The sequence below is a fragment of the Streptomyces sp. NPDC059092 genome, assembly GCF_042756365.1.
Taxonomy (GTDB): domain Bacteria; phylum Actinomycetota; class Actinomycetes; order Streptomycetales; family Streptomycetaceae; genus Streptomyces.
In genome coordinates this window covers 23103-44683 of sequence record NZ_JBHZEJ010000061.1, presented here as the reverse complement: position 1 = coordinate 44683, position 21581 = coordinate 23103, and the positions used below count along the sequence as shown (strand labels likewise).

Genomic DNA, 21581 nt, shown 5'->3' with positions numbered 1-21581 from the left:
TTAGTCTGTTCGGAGGAAGTCCGGAACTCCATGACGGAAACGGAACGCCCGAAAGGCAGGCCCGATGAGCGCGGTGCACGGTGCAGGGGTTGTGGTCACAGGGGCCGGTGGCGGCATCGGCGCCGCCCTCGCCCGCAGATTCGCCGCCGAGGGCGCCCGCGTCGTGGTCAACGACCTCGACGGAGGGAAGGCCACTGCCGTCGCCGACGAGATCGGCGCCACCGCCGTCCCCGGCGACGCCTCCCTCGTCGTGGCCGAGGCCCGTGACGCCCTCGGCGGCACCGTCGACATCTACTGCGCCAACGCCGGCGTAGGCTCCGGCGGCGACGCGTTCGCCGCCGAGGACGTCTGGGCCGCCGCCTGGGACGTCAACGTCATGGCGCACGTCCGGGCGAGCCGTGTCCTGCTTCCCGACTGGCTGGAGCGCGGCGCCGGCCGGTTCGTCTCCACGGTCTCCGCCGCCGGGCTGCTCACCATGATCGGCGCGGCCCCGTACAGCGTCACCAAGCACGGCGCGCTCGCCTACGCCGAATGGCTGTCGCTGACCTATCGCCACCGCGGCCTCAAGGTCCACGCGATCTGTCCGCAGGGAGTCCGTACGGACATGCTCGCCGCCACCGGAAGCGCCGGAGACCTTGTCCTCATGCCCACCGCGATCGAACCCGAGGCCGTCGCCGACGCCCTCTTCGACGCCATGGCGCAGGACCGTTTCCTCGTCCTGCCGCACCCGGAGGTCGCGGGCTTCCACAGGGCACGCGCCGAGGACCCCGACCGCTGGCTCTCCACCATGAACCACATCCAGCAGAAGTGGGAGGGAGATGCCCGGTGACCACCGCGTCCCTCTACTCCGCCAAGCCCTGGCTCGGCCGGCTCGACGAGGCCCAGCGGGCCCCCGTCGACCCGCCCGTCTCGCTCGTGCACGCCCTGCGCACCGCCGCCCGGCGTGCGCCGGAACGCACCGCCCTCGCCTACTTCGACGGGCGGCTCGACTACCGGGAGACGGACGCGCTCTCCGACTCCGTGGCCGGCCATCTCGCCGCCCGGGGCCTCGCGCGCGGCGACCGCGTCGCGATCATGCTCCAGAACACCCCGCACTTCGTCCTCGCCCTGCTCGGCGCGTGGAAGGCCGGCGCGACCGTCGTCCCGCTCAACCCCATGTACAAGTCCGCCGAGGTCGCCCATGTCCTTGGCGACGCCCAGGTCACGGCCGTGATCTGCGCGGACCGCACCTGGGAGGCGTTCCTGCGCGAGACGGCCGCCGACTCGCCCGTACGGATCGCCCTCACCGCCTGCGAACTGGACTTCCAGACCCGCGACGACCCTCGCGTCCTCGGCTTCCCCCGGCAGCCGCCGCCCGCCGACACCGACGACCTGCTGACCGTGGCCCGCGGCGGATCGGCGGCGCCCGCCGGGCGCGACCCGGCCGCCACCGACACCGCGCTGATCAGCTACACCTCCGGGACCAGCGGCAAACCCAAGGGGGCCATGAACTCCCACGCCAACATCATGGTCAACGCCGAACGGCAGCGGGCCGGCCACCCCATCGCCGAAGGCGCCTGCTACTTCGCGCTCGCCCCGCTCTTCCACATCACCGGCATGGTCTGCGAACTCGCGGCGTGCGTCGCCAACGCGGGCACCCTCGCCCTCGCGTACCGCTTCCAGCCCGGCGTCGTCCTCGACGCGTTCGCCGAGCACCGGCCCGCGTACACCGTCGGCCCCGCCACCGCCTTCATGGCGCTCGCCGCCCACCCGGACGTCACCCGCGAGCACTTCGCCTCCTTCCAGGTGATCTCCTCGGGCGGCGCGCCGCTGCCGCCCGCGCTGGTCGAGAAGTTCCGCGCGGGGCTCGGCCCGTATCTGCGCAACGGTTACGGCCTCACCGAGTGCACCGCGCCCTGCGCCTCCGTACCGCCCCAGTGGGAAGCCCCGGTGGACCCGGTCTCCGGGACGCTCTCGGTCGGTGTGCCGGGCCCTGACACGGTCGTACGGATCATCGACGAGCAGGGCTGCGAACGCCCGTTCGGGGAGCCGGGGGAGATCGCGGTACGCGGCCCCCAGGTCGTCACCGGCTACTGGAACGACCCGGCGGCCACCGCCGAGGCGTTCCCGGACGGCGAACTGCGCACCGGAGACATCGGCTTCATGGACCCGGACGGCTGGCTCTACGTCGTCGACCGGAAGAAGGACATGATCAACGCGTCGGGCTTCAAGGTCTGGCCGCGCGAGGTCGAGGACGTGCTCTACACCCATCCGGCGGTGCGCGAGGCCGCGGTGATCGGTGTCCCCGACGCCTATCGGGGCGAGAGCGTCAAGGCGTACGTCAGCACGCGTCCCGGCGCCACGGTGGAGCCCGCCGAGCTGACCGCGTACTGCCGGGAGCGGCTCGCCGCGTACAAGTACCCGCGGGAGGTCGAGATACTGCCCGAGCTGCCCAAGACCACGAGTGGGAAGATCCTCAGGCGGGAACTGCGTTCCCGCAACTGAGCGTCCCAGGCGGGGACAGTCCCTCACCGGACCCGGAGGGGCCATCCGGGGGTGACACGGAGCGGAAGGCGGGTGGTGGCAGATGGCCAGGACGACGGACGGGCAGGGCGAGCCCGTCCCGCGGCGGCTGCTGGCCGCCGCCACCCGGCTCTTCGCGGAGCGCGGCTACGACCGGACGTCCGTCCAGGAGATCGTCGAGGCGGCCGGCGTCACCAAGGGCGCGCTCTACCACTACTTCGGCTCCAAGGAAGACCTTCTCCAGGAGGTCTACGCCCGGGTGCTCCGCCTCCAGCAGGAACGTCTCGACGGCTTCGCGAACGCGGACGGGCCGGTGGAGCGCCGGCTGCGCGACGCCGCCGCCGACGTCGTCGTGACGACCATCGAGAACCTGGACGACGCCGCGATCTTCTTCCGCTCCATGCACCACCTCAGCCCGGAGAAGAACAAGCAGGTACGGACGGAACGGCGCCGCTACCACGAGCGGTTCCGCGCGCTCATCGAGGAGGGCCAGCGCACGGGGGTCTTCTCCACCGCCACCCCGGCCGACCTCGTGGTCGACTACCACTTCGGCTCCGTCCACCACCTCTCCACCTGGTACCGGCCGGACGGCCCGCTCACCCCGCGCCAGGTGGCGGACCACCTCGCGGACCTGCTGCTGCGCGCGCTGCGCCCGTGAACGGCGTGGCAGGCGTGGCGCGCGTGGCGCACATGGCAGGCGTGGCGTCCCGCGCGTAACGCGCCCTGCCCGTGCGGCACGTGGTCCGTAACGCACCCTGCCCGTGCGGCGGCTTCTCCGCTGACCGGAGGTTCACCTGTACTTCTTCAACTCCCGCCGGGCCAGTGACCGCTGGTGCACCTCGTCGGGACCGTCCGCCAGCCGGAGCGTCCGTGCCGAGGCCCACAGCTCCGCCAACGGGAAGTCCTGGCTGATGCCACCCGCGCCGTGCAACTGGACGGCCGAGTCGATGATGTCCACGACCGCGCGCGGCGTCGCGATCTTGATGGCCTGGATCTCCGTGTGCGCCCCGCGGTTGCCTACGGTGTCCATCAGCCAGGCCGTCTTGAGCACGAGCAGCCGGAGCTGTTCGACCGTCACCCGGGCGTCCGCGATCCAGTTCTGGACGACCCCCTGCTCGGCGATCGGCTTCCCGAACGCCGTACGGGACAGGGCCCGGCGGCACATCAGCTCGATCGCCCGCTCGGCCATACCGATCAGCCGCATGCAGTGGTGGATACGGCCGGGGCCCAGCCTGGCCTGCGCGATGGCGAATCCGCCGCCCTCCTCACCGACGAGATGCGAGGCGGGTACCCGTACGTTGTCGAAGACGACCTCGGCATGGCCCCCGTGGGAGTGGTCCTCGTAGCCGTACACCCGCATCGCCCGGCGCACCTCGACGCCCGGGGTGTCCCGGGGGACCAGGATCATCGACTGCTGGCGGCGCGGGTCGGCGCCGTCCGGGTCGGTCTTGCCCATCACGATGAAGACGGCACAGGCCGGGTTCATCGCTCCGGAGATGTACCACTTGCGGCCGTTGACGACGTACTCGTCGCCGTCGCGCCGGATGCTGGTACGGACATTCGTCGCGTCGGACGAGGCGACCTCCGGCTCCGTCATCGCGAACGCCGACCGGATCTCGCCCGCGAGCAGCGGCTCCAGCCACTGCTTGCGCTGCTCCTCCGAGCCGAACTGGGCGAGCACTTCCATGTTTCCGGTGTCGGGGGCCGCGCAGTTCAGCGCGGTGGGGGCCAGCTCGGGGGAGCGGCCGGAGATCTCGGCGAGCGGCGCGTACTGCAGATTGGTCAGCCCGGCCCCGTACTCGCCGTCCGGAAGGCTGTGCTGGTCTACGAAGAAAAGGTTCCACAGCCCCCGCGCGCGCGCCTCGGCCTTCAGCTCCTCGACCACCGCGGGGGTGCCCCACGGGTCGGCCAGCCGGGACCGCTGCTCCCGCGCGACCTCCTCGGCCGGGTAGATGTGCTCGTCCATGAAAGTGAGCAGCCTGGCCCGCAGCTCTTCGGTGCGGGCGTCGAATGCGAAGTCCATCAGGGGTACTCAGCCTTCCTGGAGGGTGGTGAGACCGTGCTCGATGAAGACGGGGACGAGGGCGCCGATCCGGTCGAAGCCCTGCCCCACGGTCTGGTGGAGGGTGTAGCGGTAGTGAATGCCCTCCAGGATCACGGCGAGCTTGAACCAGGCGAACGCCGTGTACCAGGAGATGCCGTCCGTGTCCCGCCCCGAGCCGGCCGCGTACCGCTCGATCAGTTCACCCGGGGTGGGATGACCCGCGGCCCCGGCCGTCGTGCTGATCGGGGAGCCCGTCACCTCCAGGGGCGCGCTGTACATCACCAGCAGCCCGAGATCGGTGAGCGGGTCGCCGAGCGTGGACATCTCCCAGTCCAGTACGGCGTTGATCCGGTCGTCCGTGCCGAGCAGGACGTTGTCGAGCCGGTAGTCGCCGTGGATCACCGTGGGCGCGGGGGAGACGGGCAGTGACCGGCCGAGGGCCGCCTGGAGTTCGTCGATGCCGGGCAGCTCGCGGCTGCGGGACGCGTCGAGCTGCTTGCCCCAGCGGCGGAGCTGCCGGTCGAGAAAGCCCTCCGGCCGGCCGAAGTCCCCGAGCCCGACCGCACCGGGGTCGACGGCGTGCAGGTCGACCAGGGTGTCGACCAGGGCGAGCACGGCGGCGCGGGTGCGCCCGGGACCGAGCGGGGCGAGCTGTTCGGCCGTACGGTACGGCGTGCCCGCCACGTGTTCCATGACGTAGAACGGAGCGCCGAGCACCGACTCGTCCTCGCAGAGCAGCAGTGGTTCGGGAACGGGCACGGCGGTCGGGTGCAGTGCCTCGATCACCCGGTACTCGCGCTTCATGTCGTGCGCGGTGGCCAGCACATGGCCCAGCGGGGGTCTGCGGACCACCCAGCGGCCGGTTCCGTCCGTGACGGCGTACGTCAGGTTCGACCGGCCGCCCTCGATCAGCCGTGCGCCGAGAGGACCGCCCACCAGGCCGGGGCGCGCGCGGTCGAGATGGCCACGAAGCCGCTCGGGATCGAGTCCTGGCGTGGGGGCTGGGCTCATCGGGCGTACCTCCATGGACGTCGGGCGGACAGACGGACGGGCGGTCGCTCCCATGATGCCGACCAGTCGGTATGTCGTCCAGTGTCTGTCACCTCCGGGCCGTCCCCGGGGCCGCCCCGCGACTGCCCCGGGCCGGCCCGAGGAAGGCGGTGCGTCAGGCGTGGCAGGCCACCGGCACCCCGTCGTTCATCGTCGTCATGTCCGTGAAGACGGTGCTCACATCGAGCGGCGAGCCCTCGGGCTCGCCGGCCAGCTCGGCGTACGCGCGGTGCAGGTTGGCCACCAGCCGCTCGCTCTCGCGCAGCTCCCCGAACTCCCCGAGGTCGGCCCGGAGCGCGGCCTCCAGCGGAGTGAGCCCCTGGGCGTAACTCTCCTCGGCCAGCTCGGCGACGTACCGGAGACAGCGCTCCGTCGCGTCGTACGCCGACGGGTCGGTGAGCGGTCCGTGGCCCGGTACGACGACGGACGCGTCCAGCGAGCGCAGCAGGTCCAGCGCCCGCAGGGAACCGCGCAGCGAGCCCATCGGGACGAACGGCGTGCCGCCCTGGAAGACCAGGTCACCGGTGAAGACGATGCCGTGCTCGGGGAGATGGACGATCGAGTCCCCGCGCGTGTGCGCCACGCCCGGGTGGATCACCCGCACCTCGGTCCCGCCCACGTGAAGGGTGAGCCGGTCGCTGTAGGTCACGCTCGGCGGGATGATGCCGACGTCGCCGAAGTCGGTCCCGGGCCAGATCAGATGGAGCTGATGGCCCGCCGCGAGCTGCTCGCTCCGGCACGCCTCATGACCGACGACGGTGGCCTCCGGCAGGAACACGCTGTTTCCGTACGTGTGATCGCCGTGGTGGTGCGTGGTGACGATGGTGCGGGGCAGCTCCACCCCGGCCAGCAGGATCGCCTCACGCAGCAGCCGGGCCCGCCGTTCGGTGGCCGTGGTGTCGACGAGGAGCGTCGCGTCGCCGTCACTGATGAACCCGGCGTTGTTCAGACACCAGCCGCCGTCGGGCTGGACATAGGCGTGGACTCCGGGGGCGAGGCGGACGGTGTACGGATCGGTGGCAGTCATCGGAACTCCTGTGGGGGTGGAAATCTCCCCCTGAGCCTGCCAGTTCACGGAGCCCACGAGAAAGGCACCCCTGACCGGAGCCGACCGCCCCCGCGCCGCCTGCCCCGCCCCGCCCCGCTTGCCCCGCCCCGTGCCGCCGCGAACACGTCCCGGTACTCCGCCGAACGGCGGCTCCCCGACGTCGTTCCCGCGCGCTACGCGAACCGGGGAGGAGCCGGGGCGGAACCGGCACGGAAGCCCCGCGCATCGGAACCCCCGGTACGGCGGCCGTGGCGGGAACAGATCGTTCCGGCTTGCGCGAGGCGTGAGCGCGGCAGAGGCTGCGGGGTATGAAGGCCATCAGCTACCGCCGTTACGGCGGCCCCGAGGTCCTGGAGTACGGCGACCATCCCGAGCCGAAGGTGGGCCCCGACTCCGTCCTGGTCGAGGTGCGGGCCGCGGCCGTGAATCCCGTCGACTGGAAGTGCCGCGAGGGCTATCTCGACGGGGTCCTCGACACGGTCTTCCCGGTGATCCCGGGGTGGGACGTGGCCGGTGTCGTCGTCCGGCCCGGCGCGGCGGTCACCGGGTTCGCCGCCGGGGACGAGGTCATCGGGTACGTCCGCGAGGACTTCCTCTCCCGGGGCACCTTCGCGCAGTACGTGGCCGCCCCCGACAGGACCCTCGCGCACAAGCCCAGTTCGCTCGCGTTCGCGGAGGCGGCCGGGCTGCCGCTGGTCGGACTCACCGCCCACCAGGTGCTCCACCGGGTGCTGCGCGTACGGCCCGGCGAGACCGTGCTCGTCCACGCGGCGGCGGGCGCGGTCGGCTCGGCCGCCGTCCAGCTCGCCCGCCACCTCGGCGCGCGGGTCATCGGCGCCGCCCGCGCGTCCGGCCAGGACCACATCCGGGCGCTCGGTGGCGAGGCGGTCACATACGGGGACGATCTGGCCGCCCAGGTACGGGCCCTGGCGCCCGACGGGGTGGACGCGGCGTTCGACATCATCGGCGGCGACCTCCTCCGCGCGACGCCGGGACTGCTCGCGCCCGGCGGCCGACTGGCCTCCATCGCGGACGCCGGCGTCACCGACCTGGGCGGCAGCTACGCCTTCGTCCGCCCCGACGCCGCCGACCTGACGGAGCTGGCGGGCCTGGCGGAGCAGGGCGTGCTGTCGGTGGGGGTGGCACGGACGTTCCCCCTGGAGCAGGCCGCGGACGCGTTCCGCTTCGCGGAGGCGGGCGGAGCGGGCGGCAAGGTGATCGTCACCACGGACTGACCGGAATCGCGGACCGACCGGGACCACGGACCGACCGGGACCATGGATCGACGCGCCCGGTCCCGGCGACGCGGCCGGTCCCGGCGACGCGGCCGGTCCCGGTGGCGCGGCCGTCAGACCAGCACCGTCACCGCGAACGCCGCCAGCAGCAGGGTGCAGGCCGTCGCCGTGAGCGCGCCCCGCTCCGAGAGGCGCGGCGGCCTCGCCGCCTCCAGCGCCCTCAGCCGCCGGTGCGCCACGCCCAGGAAGCCGAGCCAGACCAGCGCGCTCAGGGCCGCGCCCGTCAGACCCGCCGCCGTCGCGCCGCCGTGGATGGCCTGGCGGGCGCCCAGGATCGCGACCACCGTGCAGGAGAGCGTCGTACGGCGCCACGCCAGCCGGGTACGTTCCGGCTGGAGCCCCGGGTCGCGTTCCGGGGCCGCCGCCGGGGCCGTCATCCGGCCCGGCCCAGGACGACGATCACCAGCATCGCCACCGCGACCAGCCCCACCGCCAGGCTCAGCAGCGTCGGGAAGCCGGAGACCGGCAGGTCCTCGCCGCGCCGCATGGCCCGCTCGCACCGCACCCAGTGGTTGACCGCGCGCAGCGCGCACAGCGCCCCCGCCGCGAGCAGCGCCACCGCGAGCCCGGCCCGTACGCCCCAGCGCAGGTCGGGCAGGAACTGGTCGACCGCGAACCCGCCGCCGACCAGCGCGAGCGCCGTACGGATCCAGGCCAGGAACGTCCGCTCGTTGGCCAGCGAGAAGCGGTAGTCCGGGGTCGTGCCCTCCTCGCCGATCCGCCGGGGCGAGAACCACAGCCGGAGGCTCCGTGCAAAGTCGATCACCTACCGCACCCTACGCGTCCGCCACGCCCGTCCCATCCGTCGCGTCGGACGCGCCCGCCGCGCCCGTCCCGTCCGCCGCGCCCGTAGCGCGCAGCGCCTTGAGCCGCTCGTACGCCTCGGCCCCGTCCGGCACCCACTCCCACCCGCCGGGCCCGGCGGCCAGCCGCCGCTCCAGCTCCTCCTCAGGGACGAAGGCGTGCCAGGCGACCTCCTCCACCTGGGGGCGCACCGGCAGCGCGCAGACCACCTCGTACACCCGCGACCACGAGCGGAACCCGCCGTCCTCGGCGGACTCGTAGAGGAACGAGAACAGCGGTACGGGGCGGTCGAGCCCCGACACCCCCAGCTCCTCCTCCGCCTCGCGCAGCGCCGCCTCGTCGTAGCCCTCGCCCGCGGCGACGACCCCGCCCACGAACATGTCGTACATCGAGGGGAAGGCCAGCTTGACCGCCGTTCTGCGGTGGACGAAGACCCGGCCCCGCGGCTCGCGCACGAACACGTGGACACTGCGGTGGATCAGGCCCTTCGCATACGCCTCTCCGCGCGGCGCCTGCCCGATGACGTGATCGTTCTCGTCGACTATGTCCAGGATCTCGTCTGCGGCACTCATGGCGTCCATCCAACCAGTTGACTCGTTACTCGCCCGTACGGAAGATCGGACCACTCGCCCTCCCGGCCCGTGAAGGATGGAAACCATGGCGTACGACGCCGATGTGATCGTGATCGGGGCCGGCCTCGCGGGCCTGGTCGCCACCGCCGAACTGGTCGACGCGGGCCGCTCCGTCATCGTCCTCGACCAGGAGCCCGAGCGGTCGATCGGCGGACAGGCGCACTGGTCCTTCGGCGGGCTGTTCTTCGTCGACTCGCCCGAACAGCGCAGGCTCCGCGTCAAGGACAGCCACGACCTCGCCCTCCAGGACTGGTTCGGCACAGCCGGGTTCGACCGCCCCGAGGACCACTGGCCGCGCAAGTGGGCCGAGGCGTACGTCGGCTTCGCGGCGGGCGAGAAGCGCGCCTGGCTGCACGGGCAGGGCATGCGGTTCTTCCCGGTGGTCGGCTGGGCGGAGCGCGGCGGTTACGACGCGACCGGCCACGGCAACTCCGTGCCGCGCTTCCACATCACCTGGGGCACCGGACCCGGCGTCGTCGCGCCCTTCGAGCGGCGGGTGCGCGCGGGCGTCGCCCAAGGCCTGGTGACCTTCCGTTTCCGCCACCGTGTCACCGGGCTCGGTTCGACGGCCGGCGCCGTGGACACCGTGACCGGCGAGACCCTGGAGCCCAGTGACGCCGCCCGCGGCACCGCGAGCAGCCGTGCGGTCACCGGCGCCTTCTCGCTGCGGGCCCAGGCCGTGATCGTCACCTCGGGCGGCATCGGCGGCAACCACGACCTGGTGCGCGCCCAGTGGCCCGAGCGGCTCGGCACCCCGCCGCGGAAGATGCTCTCCGGGGTGCCCGCGCACGTCGACGGGCTGATGCTCGGCATCGCGGAGGCGGCGGGCGCGCACCACATCAACCGCGACCGGATGTGGCACTACACCGAGGGCATCGAGAACTGGAACCCGATCTGGGCCCGGCACGGCATCCGGATCCTGCCGGGACCTTCCTCGCTCTGGCTGGACGCGCGCGGCAAGCGGCTGCCCGTGCCGCTCTTCCCCGGCTTCGACACGCTCGGCACACTGGAGCACATCATGCGTTCCGGCCACGACCACACCTGGTTCGTGCTCGACCGGCGCATCATCGGCAAGGAGTTCGCCCTCTCGGGCTCCGAGCAGAACCCTGACCTCACGGGGAAGTCCGTCCGCGATGTGCTGGGGCGGGCGCGCGCCGATGTACCGGGCCCGGTAAGGGCGTTCATGGACAAGGGTGCCGACTTCGTCGTCGAGAAGGACCTCGGCGCCCTGGTACGCGGTATGAACGCGCTCACCGAGGAACCGCTGATCGACGAGGCCGCGCTGCGCCGTGAGATCGTCGCGCGCGACCGTGAGATCGCCAACCCCTTCACCAAGGACTCCCAGGTCACGGCGGTCCGGGGCGCCCGCAAGTTCCTCGGCGACAAGCTGATCCGTACCGCGCGCCCGCACCGCATCCTCGACCCGAAGGCGGGCCCGCTGATCGCCGTACGGCTGAACATCCTGACCCGTAAGTCGCTCGGCGGCCTGGAGACCGACCTGTCCTCGCGGGTGCTCACCGCCGGGGGCGATCCGCTGCCCGGTGTGTACGCGGCGGGCGAGGCGGCCGGGTTCGGCGGCGGTGGGGTGCACGGCTACCGCTCGCTGGAGGGCACCTTTCTGGGCGGTTGCATCTTCTCGGGGCGTACCGCGGGCCGGGCGGCGGCCCGCGCCCTCGGCTGACCCAACTCCCCGGAACGGGCGGCTGGTTGGTGGACGTTGACGCAGGTCGCGACCGGGCCGCTCGGGCCGGGGCCGGGCCTCGGCCGGGCTCCGAGCGGCCCCCGAGTTGCCCACGCCTCGGCACCAACACCCCTTCTGTGTAGGCCAGTTGGCGCGGCTATGTAACAAATAGGCTCTTGACGCGGAGCGTTACCTCCGATTGGCTGTGCGCGATCATCGCTCGAACATGTGCCCTGGAGGATTACGCGGAATGCCCCCGCCTCCGCCACCCCTGGGCCGTTCCCGAAGACGGGCGCAACGGAACTTACGCTCCGCCCAGTTCTTCGATCCGGCCCTTGACGACGCCGAACTGGGCGCCATAAGAGATCAGTTGGCCCAAGGCCGCTGGTCCGAAGCTCGCACCCTCCTCGCCGCCACCGGCGACGACTGGGACCGACGCGGCCATCGCGTCATCGTTCTCGCCCAGGCCGCCGGCGCCGCCACCTGGGCCGGGGACTGGCTCCTCGCAGAACCCGACAGCGCCGACGCGGCCACCCTGCTCGCCTGCGCCGACGTCCTCGCCGTACTCCACGGCAAGGACGGCGGAAAAGACAGCGGAAAAGACAGCGGCTGGAGCAACGGCTGGAACAGCGGCCGGACCCACGGCAGGGACGGCGGCAAGGCCCGGGACAGCAAGGACCGGGCGAAGGAACAGCGTGCCAGGGACGCCTGCCGCGACGCGATCCGGCGGGCCCCCGCCGACCCCACCCCCTGGCTCGGCCTGCTGCTCCTCGCCCGTACCCTCGGCACCGAGGAAGAGACCTCCCGCTTCTTCGACGAGGTCAGGACCCGCCACCCCGACCACCACCACGCGCACCACCTGATGGCGGCCCGGCTCGCGGAACGCCCCACCGAACCCGGCCACGAAGCGTTCCACGAGGTCTACGACTTCGCGTCCTGGGCCGCCGAACAGGCTCCCGCGGACTCGCCGCTCTCCGTGCTCCCCGTCGTCGCCCACGCCGAGCGCTACCGCGCGCTCGCCGCCACCGGACACGAGCCCTCCGACCCCGCGGCCTCGGGGCACTGGACCGGACGGCGCGCCCGCCAGGTACTCAAGGGCGCGTTCGACTGGTGGCTGGAGTGGGAGGGCGAGGAACATCCGCGCAACCGCGTGGACCTGAACTTCCTGGCCCACGCCCTGTTCCACGAAGGACGGCTCGCCGAGGCCGCCGCGCTCTTCCACCGCATCGGCCGCCACATCACCCCGGCGCCCTGGGCCTACCCGGACCAGGATCCGCACACCGCCTTCCTCGCCGCGCGCGACACCGCGCTCGGCTCCGCCTGAATGACCCGCTCCGGAACCCGCTCCGAACGATCCCCGCTGTTCCGCATGTTTTGTTCCGCGCAAGTGAACTCCGAGAGGACACCCCTGTCATGTCGACGGGCAGACCGAGCACCGCTGAGATCAACACGTACAAAGGGCAGGACCGCGCGCTGCGCGCCGACCGGCTCGGCACGGTGGGCCTCCTGCTCTCCGTACTCGCCGCGAGCGCGCCGATGCTGGTCGTCGCCGGCGTCATGCCCACCGTCTTCGGTGTCATGGGCATCGTCGGTCAGCCGCTGCTCTACGTGATCCTCGGCATCGTCCTGGTGCTGTTCAGCTTCGGGTACGCGGAGATGAGCCGGCACGTCCACAACGCCGGTGCCTTCTACGCGTACATCGCCCGCGGCCTCGGCCCGACGGCGGGCGCCGGCGCCTCCCTCCTCGCGCTCGTCGCGTACAGCGCCATGCAGTTCGCCGTCTACGGTCTGCTCGGCTTCGAGGTCTCCGGGCTCTTCGCCACCTATCTGGACCTCTCCGTGCCCTGGTGGGTCCCGGCCCTCGGCGCCGCCGCGGTCGTCGGGTTCCTCGGCTGGCTGAAGATCGACCTCAACGCCAAGGTCCTCGGGGTGCTGCTGGCCGTCGAGTGCGTCCTCGTGGTCATCTTCGACGTCGCCACCCTCACCTCCCCGGGTCCCGAGGGCCTGTCCTTCACGGCCTTCGACCCCGGCATGGTCACGGGCGCCGGCTTCGGCACCGCGCTCTGCTTCTGCGTCGCCGCCTTCGTCGGCTGCGAACAGGCCCCCGTGTACGCGGAGGAGACCAACCGGCCCCAGGTCGTCGTCTCCCGCGTGATGTTCCTGGCCGTCGGCTACGCCTCGCTGTTCCTGGCTTTGAGCGCCTGGGCCCTGACCGTCGCCACCGGACCGGGCTCGATCGTCAAGACCTCGGCGGAACAGGGCCCCGGCCTGCTCTTCGGACTCACCGAGGCGCGGCTCGGCGCCACCTTCGCCGACGTCCTGCACGTCCTGTTCGTGACGGGCATGTTCGCCGCGCTGCTCAGCTTCCACAACGTCGTCGCCCGCTACGCCTTCGCCATGGGCCGCGAGGGCCTGCTGCCCGCGACCTTCGGCCGTACCACCCGGTCCAGCGGAGCGCCCGCCTCCGGCTCCGTCCTCCAGTCGCTGATCTCCGTGGCCGCCATCGCCGCCTTCGCCCTCACCGACGACAAGCCGACCGGCGACCCTACGGCGCCGGTGCTGCGCCTGTTCACCTGGATGGGCAGCGTCGGCGCGCTCGGCATCATCACGCTGATGGCGCTCGCCTCCTGTGCCGTCATCGCCTTCTTCGTCAAGCGTGGCGCCGGACGCGCCCACGCCCCGCGCCTGGTCGCGTCCGGGCTGGCCATCGTCGCGCTCCTGGCGATCGCCTTCTACACCGTCAAGGACTTCGGCGTCCTGATCGACGCGGGCCCCGGCTCCTCGCTGAGCTGGATCCTGCCCGCGATCATCGGCGTCGCGCTGGTCGCGGGTCTCGTGTACGGAGTGGTGCTGCGCTCCGTCAAGCCCGAGGTGCACGCCCGGATCGGGCTCGGGAACGAGGCGTTCCAGTTGGAGAAGGCGGCCGAGTCGGCGCAGACGGCCTCCGTATGAGGTCCACCCCGTACGAGCTCAGGCTGGGCGCGTGACGAACGCCCGCGGCCCTGGTTTCCCGGGCCGCGGGCGTTTCCTCGGGAGCCCGTGACGGCTCCAGCGGCTTCCTAGACGACCAGTGACAGCAGCAGCACGGACCCGAGGCCGACGACGGAGATGATGGTCTCCATCACCGACCACGTCTTCAGCGTCTGCCCCACGCTCATCCCGAAGTACTCCTTCACCAGCCAGAACCCGGCGTCGTTCACATGGCTGAAGAAGACCGAGCCCGCGCCGATCGCCAGCACCAGGAGCGCGGCGTGCGTGGTGGACATGTCCGCGGCCAGCGGCGCCACCAGGCCGGCGGCCGAAATGGTCGCCACCGTCGCCGAGCCCGTGGCCAGCCGGATCGCGACGGCGATCAGCCAGCCCAGCAGCAGCGCGGGGATCGACCAGTCCTTGGAGAGGTCCAGGATCATCTGGCCCACCCCGGAGTCGACCAGCGTCTGCTTGAAACCGCCACCGGCGCCGACGATCATCAGGACGCCCGCGATCGGGCCCAGCGACTTCTCGACGGTGGTGGAGATCCGGCCCTTGGTGAACCCGGCCGCGCGGCCCAGCGTGAAGATCCCCACCAGGACGGCGGCCAGCAGCGCGATCAGCGGGGAGCCGACCACGTCCGCGATCCGCTGGACGGTGTGCTCCGGGTCGTCCACGACGATGTCGACGAGCGCCTTGGCCAGCATCATCACCACGGGCAGCAGCACCGTGGCGACGGTCGCGGCGAAGCTGGGGCGCTTCGCCAGATCGTCCGAGGTGCGCTGCGGGATCATCGACTCGGGCGCCGGGAGGTCCACCCAGCGGGCCGCGTACCGCGAGAACAGCGGGCCCGCGATGATCACGGTCGGGATGGCGACGACCACACCCAGCGCCAGCGTGACCCCGAGGTCGGCGCCGATCGCGTCGATCGCGACCAGCGGCCCCGGGTGCGGCGGGATCAGCCCGTGCATCACGGAGAGCCCGGCCAGCGCCGGGATGCCGATCCGCATCAGCGAGTAGTTGCCGCGCTTGGCGACGAGCAGCACCACCGGGATCAGCAGCACGATGCCGACCTCGAAGAAGAGCGGCAGCCCGATCACCGAGGCGATCAGGACCATCGCCCAGGGCATCGCGCGCCCGCTCGTTCTCGCGAGGATCGTGTCGACGATCTGGTCGGCGCCGCCGGAGTCCGCGAGCAGTTTGCCGAGGATCGCGCCGAGCGCGATCAGCACGCCCACCCCGGCGACCGTGGAGCCGAGGCCGGTGGAGAAGCTGGTGATGACCTTGTCCAGCGGTGCGCCCGCGAAGGCGCCGAGCGCCAGTGAGCCGATGGTCAGGGCCAGGAAGGCGTGGAGTTTGAAGAGGGTGATGAGCAGGACGATGACGGCTATGCCGGCGAGGACGGCAAGGCCCAACTGCGCGTTGCCCGCAGAGGTGATGGGCTCTGCGGCGTCCGCTGCCAGTGTCTCGACACTGAGACCGGTCACGGGTATCACGGGAACTTCCTTCAGCTTTCGAGCCGGCGCAGCGTGGCGACGGCTCGTTCGGTGATTTCCTCCGGGGTGCCCGCGACGTCGACGGTGACACCCGTCTCGTCGGCCCCCAGGTTCTCCAGCGCCGCGTACTGCGAGTCGAGCAGCGCGGTGGGCATGTAGTGCCCCTTGCGTTCGGACATCCGCTGTTCGACGAGCGAGCGCTCGCCGGCGAGGTGGAGGAAGACGGCGCCAGGGGCGGCGGACCGCAGCCGGTCGCGGTAGGCGCGCTTGAGCGCGGAACTGCTGACCACCCCGCCGAGTCCGGCCCGGCCGTGGGCCCACTCCCCGATCGCGTCCAGCCAGGGCCACCGGTCGGCGTCCTCCAGCGGGGTGCCGGCGGACATCTTGGCGATGTTCTCCGGCGAATGGAACTCGTCGCCCTCGGCGTACGGGACGCCCAGCGCGGCGGCGAGCAGGGGGCCGACCGTGGTCTTGCCGGTCCCTGCCACGCCCATCACCACGACGACCTGGGGGGTGTTCATGTCATGCCTCGCTGTCTTCTTCGACATCGGTCCCGCGCGGATCCTCGGCATCGGTCCCGCGCGGACGCGGACATCGGTCCGTCGCGCCACTGAAACCTATTAGGTACGACATATTCAAGAGGTTGTGATCTAAACGTCGTACTTTTTACTCTCGGCCCGTGCCCCGTAGGCTTGCCGCATGACCACAGAAGGCCGGGGCTTGCATACCCGTGTGCTGGACACCCTCGGTCTCGCGATCACCTCCGGCGAGTACCCCCCGGGCGGCGTCGTCCGTACGGACGAGGTCGCCCAGCGCTTCGAGGTCTCGCGGACCGTCGTCAGGGAAGTGGTCCGCGTCCTCGAATCCATGCACCTGGTGGAGTCCCGGCGCCGCGTCGGCGTGACCGTACGGCCCACCGAGGAGTGGAACGTCTACGATCCCCGCGTCATCCGCTGGCGCCTCGCCGGCCCCGACCGCCCCCGCCAGCTCCGCTCCCTGACCACACTGCGCTCGGCGGTCGAACCGGTCGCGGCCGGCCTCGCCGCCCGGCACGCCACGCCCGAGCAGTGCGCCGCCCTCACCGAGCAGGCGCTCGGCATGGTCGCCACCTCGCGCGGGGGCCGGCTGGGGGAGTACCTGGTCCACGACATCGCCTTCCACCGGGTGGTCCTCAACGCGTCGGGCAACGAGATGTTCGCCCGGCTCGGTGACGTGGTCGCCGAGGTCCTCACCGGACGCACGCGGCACCAGGTGATGTTCGACGACCCCGACCCCGCCGCCGTCACCCTGCACGTGGGGGTCGCGGAGGCCGTACGGGAGGGCGACTTCGTCCGCGCCGAGGAACTCACCCGGGAGATCGCCGTCGGCGCCCTCGAAGAACTGGACGTTCTGGCGCCCTGACGAGCCACAACAGGACCGGGGGTCACTCCGGAACCCCGGCACACGGGATAGTGGGGGAAGGAACGGAGAGCGCCTCGCGGCGCCTCCGGCTCCCCGGTATGTCAGCAGGTATGACGAAAGGCAGGTCCTGGCATGGCGCAGCAGGTGCAAGGGGTCATCGCCCCCGGCAAGAACGAGCCGGTACGGGTCGAGACGATCGTCGTACCCGACCCCGGCCCCGGCGAGGCCGTGGTGAAGGTGCAGGCGTGCGGCGTCTGCCACACCGATCTGCACTACAAGCAGGGCGGGATCAACGACGAGTTCCCCTTCCTCCTCGGCCATGAGGCCGCCGGTGTGGTCGAGTCGGTCGGTGACGGTGTCACGGAGGTCGCCCCCGGCGGCTTCGTCATCCTCAACTGGCGCGCGGTGTGCGGAACGTGCCGGGCGTGCAGGCGGGGCCGCCCCCAGTACTGCTTCGACACGCACAACGCCCGGCAGAAGATGACGCTGACCGACGGCACGGAGCTCTCCCCGGCCCTCGGTATCGGCGCCTTCGCCGAGAAGACGCTGGTCGCGGCCGGCCAGTGCACCAAGGTCGACCCGTCGGTCTCCCCGGCCGTCGCGGGTCTCCTCGGCTGCGGTGTGATGGCGGGCATCGGCGCCGCGATCAACACCGGGCAGGTCGGACGCGGCGACTCCGTCGCGGTCATCGGCTGCGGCGGCGTCGGTGACGCGGCGATCGTCGGCGCGCGGCTCGCGGGCGCGGCCCGGATCATCGCCGTCGACATCGACGACCGCAAGCTGGCGACGGCGGTCTCGATGGGCGCCACCCACACCGTCAACTCCCGCTCCCGCGACGCCGTCGAGGCGATCCGCGAGCTGACCGGCGGCAACGGCGCGGACGTCGTCATCGAGGCGGTCGGCCGCCCGGAGACGTACCAGCAGGCGTTCTACGCCCGCGATCTGGCCGGCACCGTCGTCCTGGTCGGCGTCCCCACCCCCGAGATGAAGCTCGAACTGCCGCTGCTCGACGTGTTCGGCCGCGGCGGCGCCCTCAAGTCGTCCTGGTACGGCGACTGTCTGCCCTCCCGTGACTTCCCGATGCTCGTCGACCTCCACCAGCAGGGCCGGATCGACCTCGCCGCGTTCGTCACCGAGACCATCGGCCTCGACGACATCGAGAAGGCGTTCGAGCGGATGCACGAGGGTGACGTCCTGCGCTCGGTGGTGGTCTTCTGATGTCCGTCCGTATCGACCACCTGGTCACCTCCGGCACCTTCGCCCTCGACGGCGGCACGTGGGACGTCGACAACAACGTCTGGATCGTCGGTGACGACTCCGAGGCGATCGTCATCGACGCCGCCCACGACGCCGCCGCCATCGAGGCCGCGCTGAACGGCCGGGCGCTGCGCGCGATCGTCTGCACCCACGCGCACAACGACCACATCGACGCGGCCCCCGCGCTCGCCGCCGCCACCGGCGCGCCCGTCCTGCTGCACCCCGACGACCTGCCGCTCTGGAAGCAGACCCACCCCGAGCGGCTGCCGGACGGCGAACTGACCGACGGCGCCACGATCGCCGTCGCCGGCACCACCCTGACCGTGCTCCACACGCCGGGGCACGCGCCGGGCGCGGTCTGCCTGTACGCCCCCGAGGCGGCGACGGTCTTCACCGGCGACACCCTCTTCCAGGGCGGCCCGGGCGCCACCGGACGGTCGTTCTCGCACTTCCCGACCATCATCGACTCGATCCGCGACCGGCTCCTCACCCTGCCGCCGGAGACGGTCGTACGGACGGGCCACGGCGACCCGACGACCATCGGCGCCGAAGCACCGCACCTCTCCGAGTGGATCCGGCGCGGCCACTGAGCCGGACCGGGCCGGTCGGCCACTGAGCAGGCCGGGGCCGGTCGGACACTGATCCGGACCCGGCCGGTCAGAGCGGGCGCAGCCGCAGCCGGCTCTCGAACCGGTGCTCCTCGCCCGTCACCGGATCGGTGAACTCCAGCACCCTGGCGAGGAGTTGCAGCGGCCGTCCGTAGTCGTCGGGCGTGGACTCCTGGACGACCGGGTAGACCGGGTCGTCCAGGAGCGGCAGCCCGAGACCGCACATGTGGACCCGGAGCTGATGGGTACGGCCGGTGACCGGCAGCAGCCGGTAACGGCCGTACCCGCCCCGGTGCTCCAGCAGCTCGATCCGGCTCTCCGCGTTGGGTTCGCCCGCCACCTCCCGCGCGGCGATCACCCCGCGCTCCTTCTCGATCCGGCCGCGCACGGTGACGGGCAGCGCCACCGCCGGATCGTACGGCGCCACCCCCTCGTACTCCTTGCGCACCAGCCGGTCCCGGAACATCGTCTGGTAGGCGCCCCGGTCCCCGGCCCGTACGACGAAGAGCACCAGCCCCGCCGTCAGCCGGTCGAGACGGTGCGCCGGCTGGAGCGCCGGCAGTCCCAGCTCACGCCGCAGCCGCGCCTGCGCGGTCTCGGTGACATGCCGGCCGCGCGGGGTGGTGGCCAGGAAATGCGGCTTGTCGGCGACGACGATCCGCTCGTCCCGGTACACCACCCCGACCTCGAACGGCACCCGCTCCTCGGGGGCGAAGTCCCGGTGGAACCAGACATACCGCCCGGCGGCGTACGGCTCGGCGGCACCGACAGGACCGCCCTCCCCGACGAACCGGCCCTCCCGCACCATCGCCTCGACGCGCCCCACGCCGACGGCGTCCCCGAACCGCGCCACCAGATGGTCCCGCACCGTCACCCACCGCCCGTCCGGATCCGGAGGCAGCCGCAGCCGTACGGGATCGACGCCGTCCCGCTGGGGGAGGGGCGAGGGCGACGGGGCGGGGTGTCTGCGGGGCACGGGCCGACAGCGTACCGGGGGCGGCGGCGCGGCCGTGTCCCCCGTTCGGCCCCCGGACCTGCGGCACAGCGCCGGGATGAGAACGGATCCGGTCGGCGGCGCCCGCATGATGGGCCGGTGATCAGTGTCCTGTTCGCCATCCTGACCGCGCTCAGCAACGGTTCCGGCGCGGTGCTCCAGCGCCGCGCCGCGGCCACCGTCCCCGACTCCCAGGCGATGCGTCTCTCGCTGATCCAGAAGCTGCTGCGCCAACCGGTCTGGCTGGCGGGGATCGGTCTGGTACTCGTGGCCGCGGTCTGCCAGGCGGTGGCGCTCGCGACCGGGCCGATCGCCGTGGTCCAGCCGATCTTCGTCATCGAACTGCCCGCCACCCTGCTGCTCGCGGGCCGTCTCTTCAGGATCCGGGTGCCCCGCTCCGTCTGGGTCGGGGCCGCCGCCGTCACGGGCGGTCTGGCCCTGGGGCTGGCCGCCGCTGCCCCCGGCGGCGGCTCCGAGAGCGTCCCCGGGACCGCCTGGATCATGGCGCTGCTGCTCACGGGGGTCTTCGAAGCACTGGTGATCTTCTGGGCGCTGCGGCTGCGCGGCAATCCGCGCGCCGCGCTCCTCGGGCTCGCCGCCGCCTGCGGATACGCGCTGACCGCCGCCCTGATGAAGGACGCCGTGGCCCGCCTCGACCACGGCGGGGCCGGCGCGCTCTTCGCCTCCTGGCAGCTCTACGCCATGGCCGTCGCCGGGGTGGGCGCGCTCTTCCTGCTCCAGAACGCGCTTCAGGCGGGCTCGCTGGCCGCCTCCCAGCCGATGCTCACTCTTGGCGACGCGCTGATCAGCATCGCGTACGGCGTGACCCTCTACGGCGAGAGCGTGCGGACCGGCTGGTGGCTGCTGCCCGAACTCGCCGCGATCGCCCTGATCGCGGCGGGCTGTGTGGAACTGGCCCGCTCCCCGCTGGCCGGGGGAGGACCGCCGCCCCCGCGCCGCGTCCGCTGACCGGGACGGCGCGGAGACGGCGGCGGGGTGGCGGTGACGGCGGCGGCGTGCGGACGGTGCCGCTCAGCCGGACATGCCGGCCGCGGCGCTCACGGGGCCACGGCGTCCGCGGTGTCGACGGGAGCGCCCTCGCGCACAGGGCCGTCCAGATGCGGCAGATGGTGGTCCAGCCGCTCCCGCTTGGTCCGCAGATACGAGAGGTTCTCCTCGCACGGCGTTATCAGCAGCGGAACCTGTTCGGCGACCTTGATGCCGTGCCGCAGCAACGCCTCGCTCTTGCGCGGGTTGTTGGACAGCAGCCGTACCGAGCGCACCCCCAGATCGTGCAGCATCTCCGCCGCCACCCGGTAGTCCCGGGCATCCGCCGGCAGCCCGAGGGCGAGGTTGGCCTCGACCGTGTCCAGGCCCTCCGCCTGGAGCTGCATCGCCCGCAGCTTCGCCAACAGGCCGATCCCGCGCCCTTCGTGGCCCTGGAGATAGAGGAGGACGCCCCGCCCCTCGCGCACGATGGCGTCCAGCGCCGCACCGAGCTGTTCACCGCACTCGCAGTGCTTGGAGCCGAAGGCGTCCCCGGTCAGACACTCCGAATGCACACGGGTGAGGGCTCCGTCCCCCGTGACATCGCCGTATACCAGGGCTATTTGTTCATCCCCTCGATTACGGTCCAGGTAGCCGACTGCGAGAAAGTCTCCGTGCACGGTGGACAGCCGTACTTTCGCCGCTCGTTCGACACCTGATGAACGAGTACTTTCGAGGCACACGCCATCACTGTCTGTCATGCTCCAATCATATCCGCTGAACCGCTTCCGGTGAACGGGAAGAAAGGTAAA

General features: G+C 72.0%; 21 protein-coding genes. 11 read left to right on the top strand and 10 right to left on the bottom strand.

Annotated elements, in window-relative coordinates:
• Window positions 1-64 precede the first annotated feature (64 nt).
• The 3 genes from ACFXPL_RS28320 (at window position 65) to ACFXPL_RS28310 (ending at window position 3160) form a co-directional block, all read left to right on the top strand.
• On the top strand, window positions 65-829 hold the full coding sequence (locus ACFXPL_RS28320) for an SDR family oxidoreductase (protein ID WP_384924851.1): 765 nt from the start codon (window positions 65-67) through the stop codon (window positions 827-829).
• The gene (locus tag ACFXPL_RS28315; protein ID WP_384924849.1) at window positions 808-2484 is read left to right on the top strand and encodes a class I adenylate-forming enzyme family protein; all 1677 of its coding nucleotides are present in this window, start codon (window positions 808-810) and stop codon (window positions 2482-2484) included. Before ACFXPL_RS28320 ends, ACFXPL_RS28315 begins: the two co-directional genes overlap by 22 nt.
• An 82-nt stretch (window positions 2485-2566) precedes the next feature.
• Complete coding sequence (locus ACFXPL_RS28310; RefSeq protein ID WP_384924847.1) at window positions 2567-3160, top strand: TetR/AcrR family transcriptional regulator; 594 nt, start codon at window positions 2567-2569, stop codon at window positions 3158-3160.
• A gap of 132 nt (window positions 3161-3292) precedes the next feature.
• On the opposite strand, the gene ACFXPL_RS28305 is transcribed toward ACFXPL_RS28310, so the two are convergent.
• The 3 genes from ACFXPL_RS28305 to ACFXPL_RS28295 form a co-directional block, all read right to left on the bottom strand.
• Entirely contained in the window at window positions 3293-4525 is a 1233-nt protein-coding gene (locus ACFXPL_RS28305) for an acyl-CoA dehydrogenase family protein (RefSeq protein WP_384924845.1), read from the bottom strand.
• Window positions 4526-4534: 9 nt separating this feature from the next.
• A complete protein-coding gene (locus ACFXPL_RS28300) occupies window positions 4535-5557 on the bottom strand; it encodes a phosphotransferase family protein (protein WP_384924843.1) in 1023 nt (340 codons plus the stop codon).
• Between the two features lie 154 nt (window positions 5558-5711).
• A complete protein-coding gene (locus tag ACFXPL_RS28295; protein ID WP_384924841.1) occupies window positions 5712-6623 on the bottom strand; it encodes an MBL fold metallo-hydrolase in 912 nt (303 codons plus the stop codon).
• Window positions 6624-6952: 329 nt separating this feature from the next.
• On the opposite strand from ACFXPL_RS28295, the gene ACFXPL_RS28290 reads away from it, so the two are divergent.
• Window positions 6953-7879 (top strand): NADP-dependent oxidoreductase, encoded by a 927-nt coding sequence (locus ACFXPL_RS28290; RefSeq protein ID WP_384924839.1) that lies wholly within the window; start codon window positions 6953-6955, stop codon window positions 7877-7879.
• A gap of 113 nt (window positions 7880-7992) precedes the next feature.
• On the opposite strand, the gene ACFXPL_RS28285 is transcribed toward ACFXPL_RS28290, so the two are convergent.
• From ACFXPL_RS28285 to ACFXPL_RS28275, 3 genes are read right to left on the bottom strand one after another with little or no spacing between them, the layout of a single operon-like run.
• Window positions 7993-8316, bottom strand: coding sequence for a DUF202 domain-containing protein (locus ACFXPL_RS28285; protein WP_384924837.1), 324 nt, complete (start codon window positions 8314-8316; stop codon window positions 7993-7995).
• Entirely contained in the window at window positions 8313-8705 is a 393-nt protein-coding gene (locus ACFXPL_RS28280; RefSeq protein ID WP_384924835.1) for a YidH family protein, read from the bottom strand. Before ACFXPL_RS28280 ends, ACFXPL_RS28285 begins: the two co-directional genes overlap by 4 nt.
• 10 nt (window positions 8706-8715) lie before the next feature.
• A complete protein-coding gene (locus ACFXPL_RS28275) occupies window positions 8716-9315 on the bottom strand; it encodes an NUDIX domain-containing protein (protein WP_384924833.1) in 600 nt (199 codons plus the stop codon).
• Window positions 9316-9400: 85 nt separating this feature from the next.
• On the opposite strand from ACFXPL_RS28275, the gene ACFXPL_RS28270 reads away from it, so the two are divergent.
• From ACFXPL_RS28270 to ACFXPL_RS28260, 3 genes are all read left to right on the top strand, one after another.
• On the top strand, window positions 9401-11056 hold the full coding sequence (locus ACFXPL_RS28270) for an FAD-binding dehydrogenase (protein ID WP_384924831.1): 1656 nt from the start codon (window positions 9401-9403) through the stop codon (window positions 11054-11056).
• A gap of 250 nt (window positions 11057-11306) precedes the next feature.
• Window positions 11307-12380 carry a hypothetical protein gene (locus tag ACFXPL_RS28265; RefSeq protein ID WP_384924829.1) on the top strand — a complete coding sequence of 358 codons (1074 nt, stop codon included), beginning with the start codon at window positions 11307-11309 and terminating at the stop codon, window positions 12378-12380.
• A gap of 89 nt (window positions 12381-12469) precedes the next feature.
• Window positions 12470-14008: an APC family permease gene (locus ACFXPL_RS28260; protein ID WP_384924827.1), complete on the top strand. Its 1539-nt coding sequence runs from the start codon at window positions 12470-12472 to the stop codon at window positions 14006-14008.
• 107 nt (window positions 14009-14115) lie between these two features.
• On the opposite strand, the gene ACFXPL_RS28255 is transcribed toward ACFXPL_RS28260, so the two are convergent.
• Window positions 14116-15513, bottom strand: coding sequence for a gluconate:H+ symporter (locus tag ACFXPL_RS28255; protein WP_384924825.1), 1398 nt, complete (start codon window positions 15511-15513; stop codon window positions 14116-14118).
• Window positions 15514-15533: 20 nt separating this feature from the next.
• Entirely contained in the window at window positions 15534-16043 is a 510-nt protein-coding gene (locus ACFXPL_RS28250) for a gluconokinase (protein WP_384924823.1), read from the bottom strand.
• 178 nt (window positions 16044-16221) lie between these two features.
• Here ACFXPL_RS28250 and ACFXPL_RS28245 point away from each other — a divergent pair, with 178 nt between their 5' ends.
• The 3 genes from ACFXPL_RS28245 (at window position 16222) to ACFXPL_RS28235 (ending at window position 18770) form a co-directional block, all read left to right on the top strand.
• Window positions 16222-16923 carry a FadR/GntR family transcriptional regulator gene (locus ACFXPL_RS28245; protein ID WP_384924821.1) on the top strand — a complete coding sequence of 234 codons (702 nt, stop codon included), beginning with the start codon at window positions 16222-16224 and terminating at the stop codon, window positions 16921-16923.
• 132 nt (window positions 16924-17055) lie between these two features.
• The gene (locus ACFXPL_RS28240; RefSeq protein WP_384924819.1) at window positions 17056-18141 is read left to right on the top strand and encodes an S-(hydroxymethyl)mycothiol dehydrogenase; all 1086 of its coding nucleotides are present in this window, start codon (window positions 17056-17058) and stop codon (window positions 18139-18141) included.
• On the top strand, window positions 18141-18770 hold the full coding sequence (locus ACFXPL_RS28235) for an MBL fold metallo-hydrolase (RefSeq protein ID WP_384924817.1): 630 nt from the start codon (window positions 18141-18143) through the stop codon (window positions 18768-18770). Before ACFXPL_RS28240 ends, ACFXPL_RS28235 begins: the two co-directional genes overlap by 1 nt.
• 67 nt (window positions 18771-18837) lie before the next feature.
• Here ACFXPL_RS28235 and ACFXPL_RS28230 read toward each other — a convergent pair whose 3' ends face one another.
• Complete coding sequence (locus ACFXPL_RS28230; protein WP_384924815.1) at window positions 18838-19764, bottom strand: pseudouridine synthase; 927 nt, start codon at window positions 19762-19764, stop codon at window positions 18838-18840.
• 117 nt (window positions 19765-19881) lie between these two features.
• On the opposite strand from ACFXPL_RS28230, the gene ACFXPL_RS28225 reads away from it, so the two are divergent.
• On the top strand, window positions 19882-20751 hold the full coding sequence (locus ACFXPL_RS28225) for a DMT family transporter (RefSeq protein ID WP_384924813.1): 870 nt from the start codon (window positions 19882-19884) through the stop codon (window positions 20749-20751).
• Between the two features lie 89 nt (window positions 20752-20840).
• On the opposite strand, the gene ribA is transcribed toward ACFXPL_RS28225, so the two are convergent.
• On the bottom strand, window positions 20841-21530 hold the full coding sequence (gene ribA, locus ACFXPL_RS28220) for a GTP cyclohydrolase II (protein ID WP_384924811.1): 690 nt from the start codon (window positions 21528-21530) through the stop codon (window positions 20841-20843).
• Window positions 21531-21581: the final 51 nt, after the last annotated feature.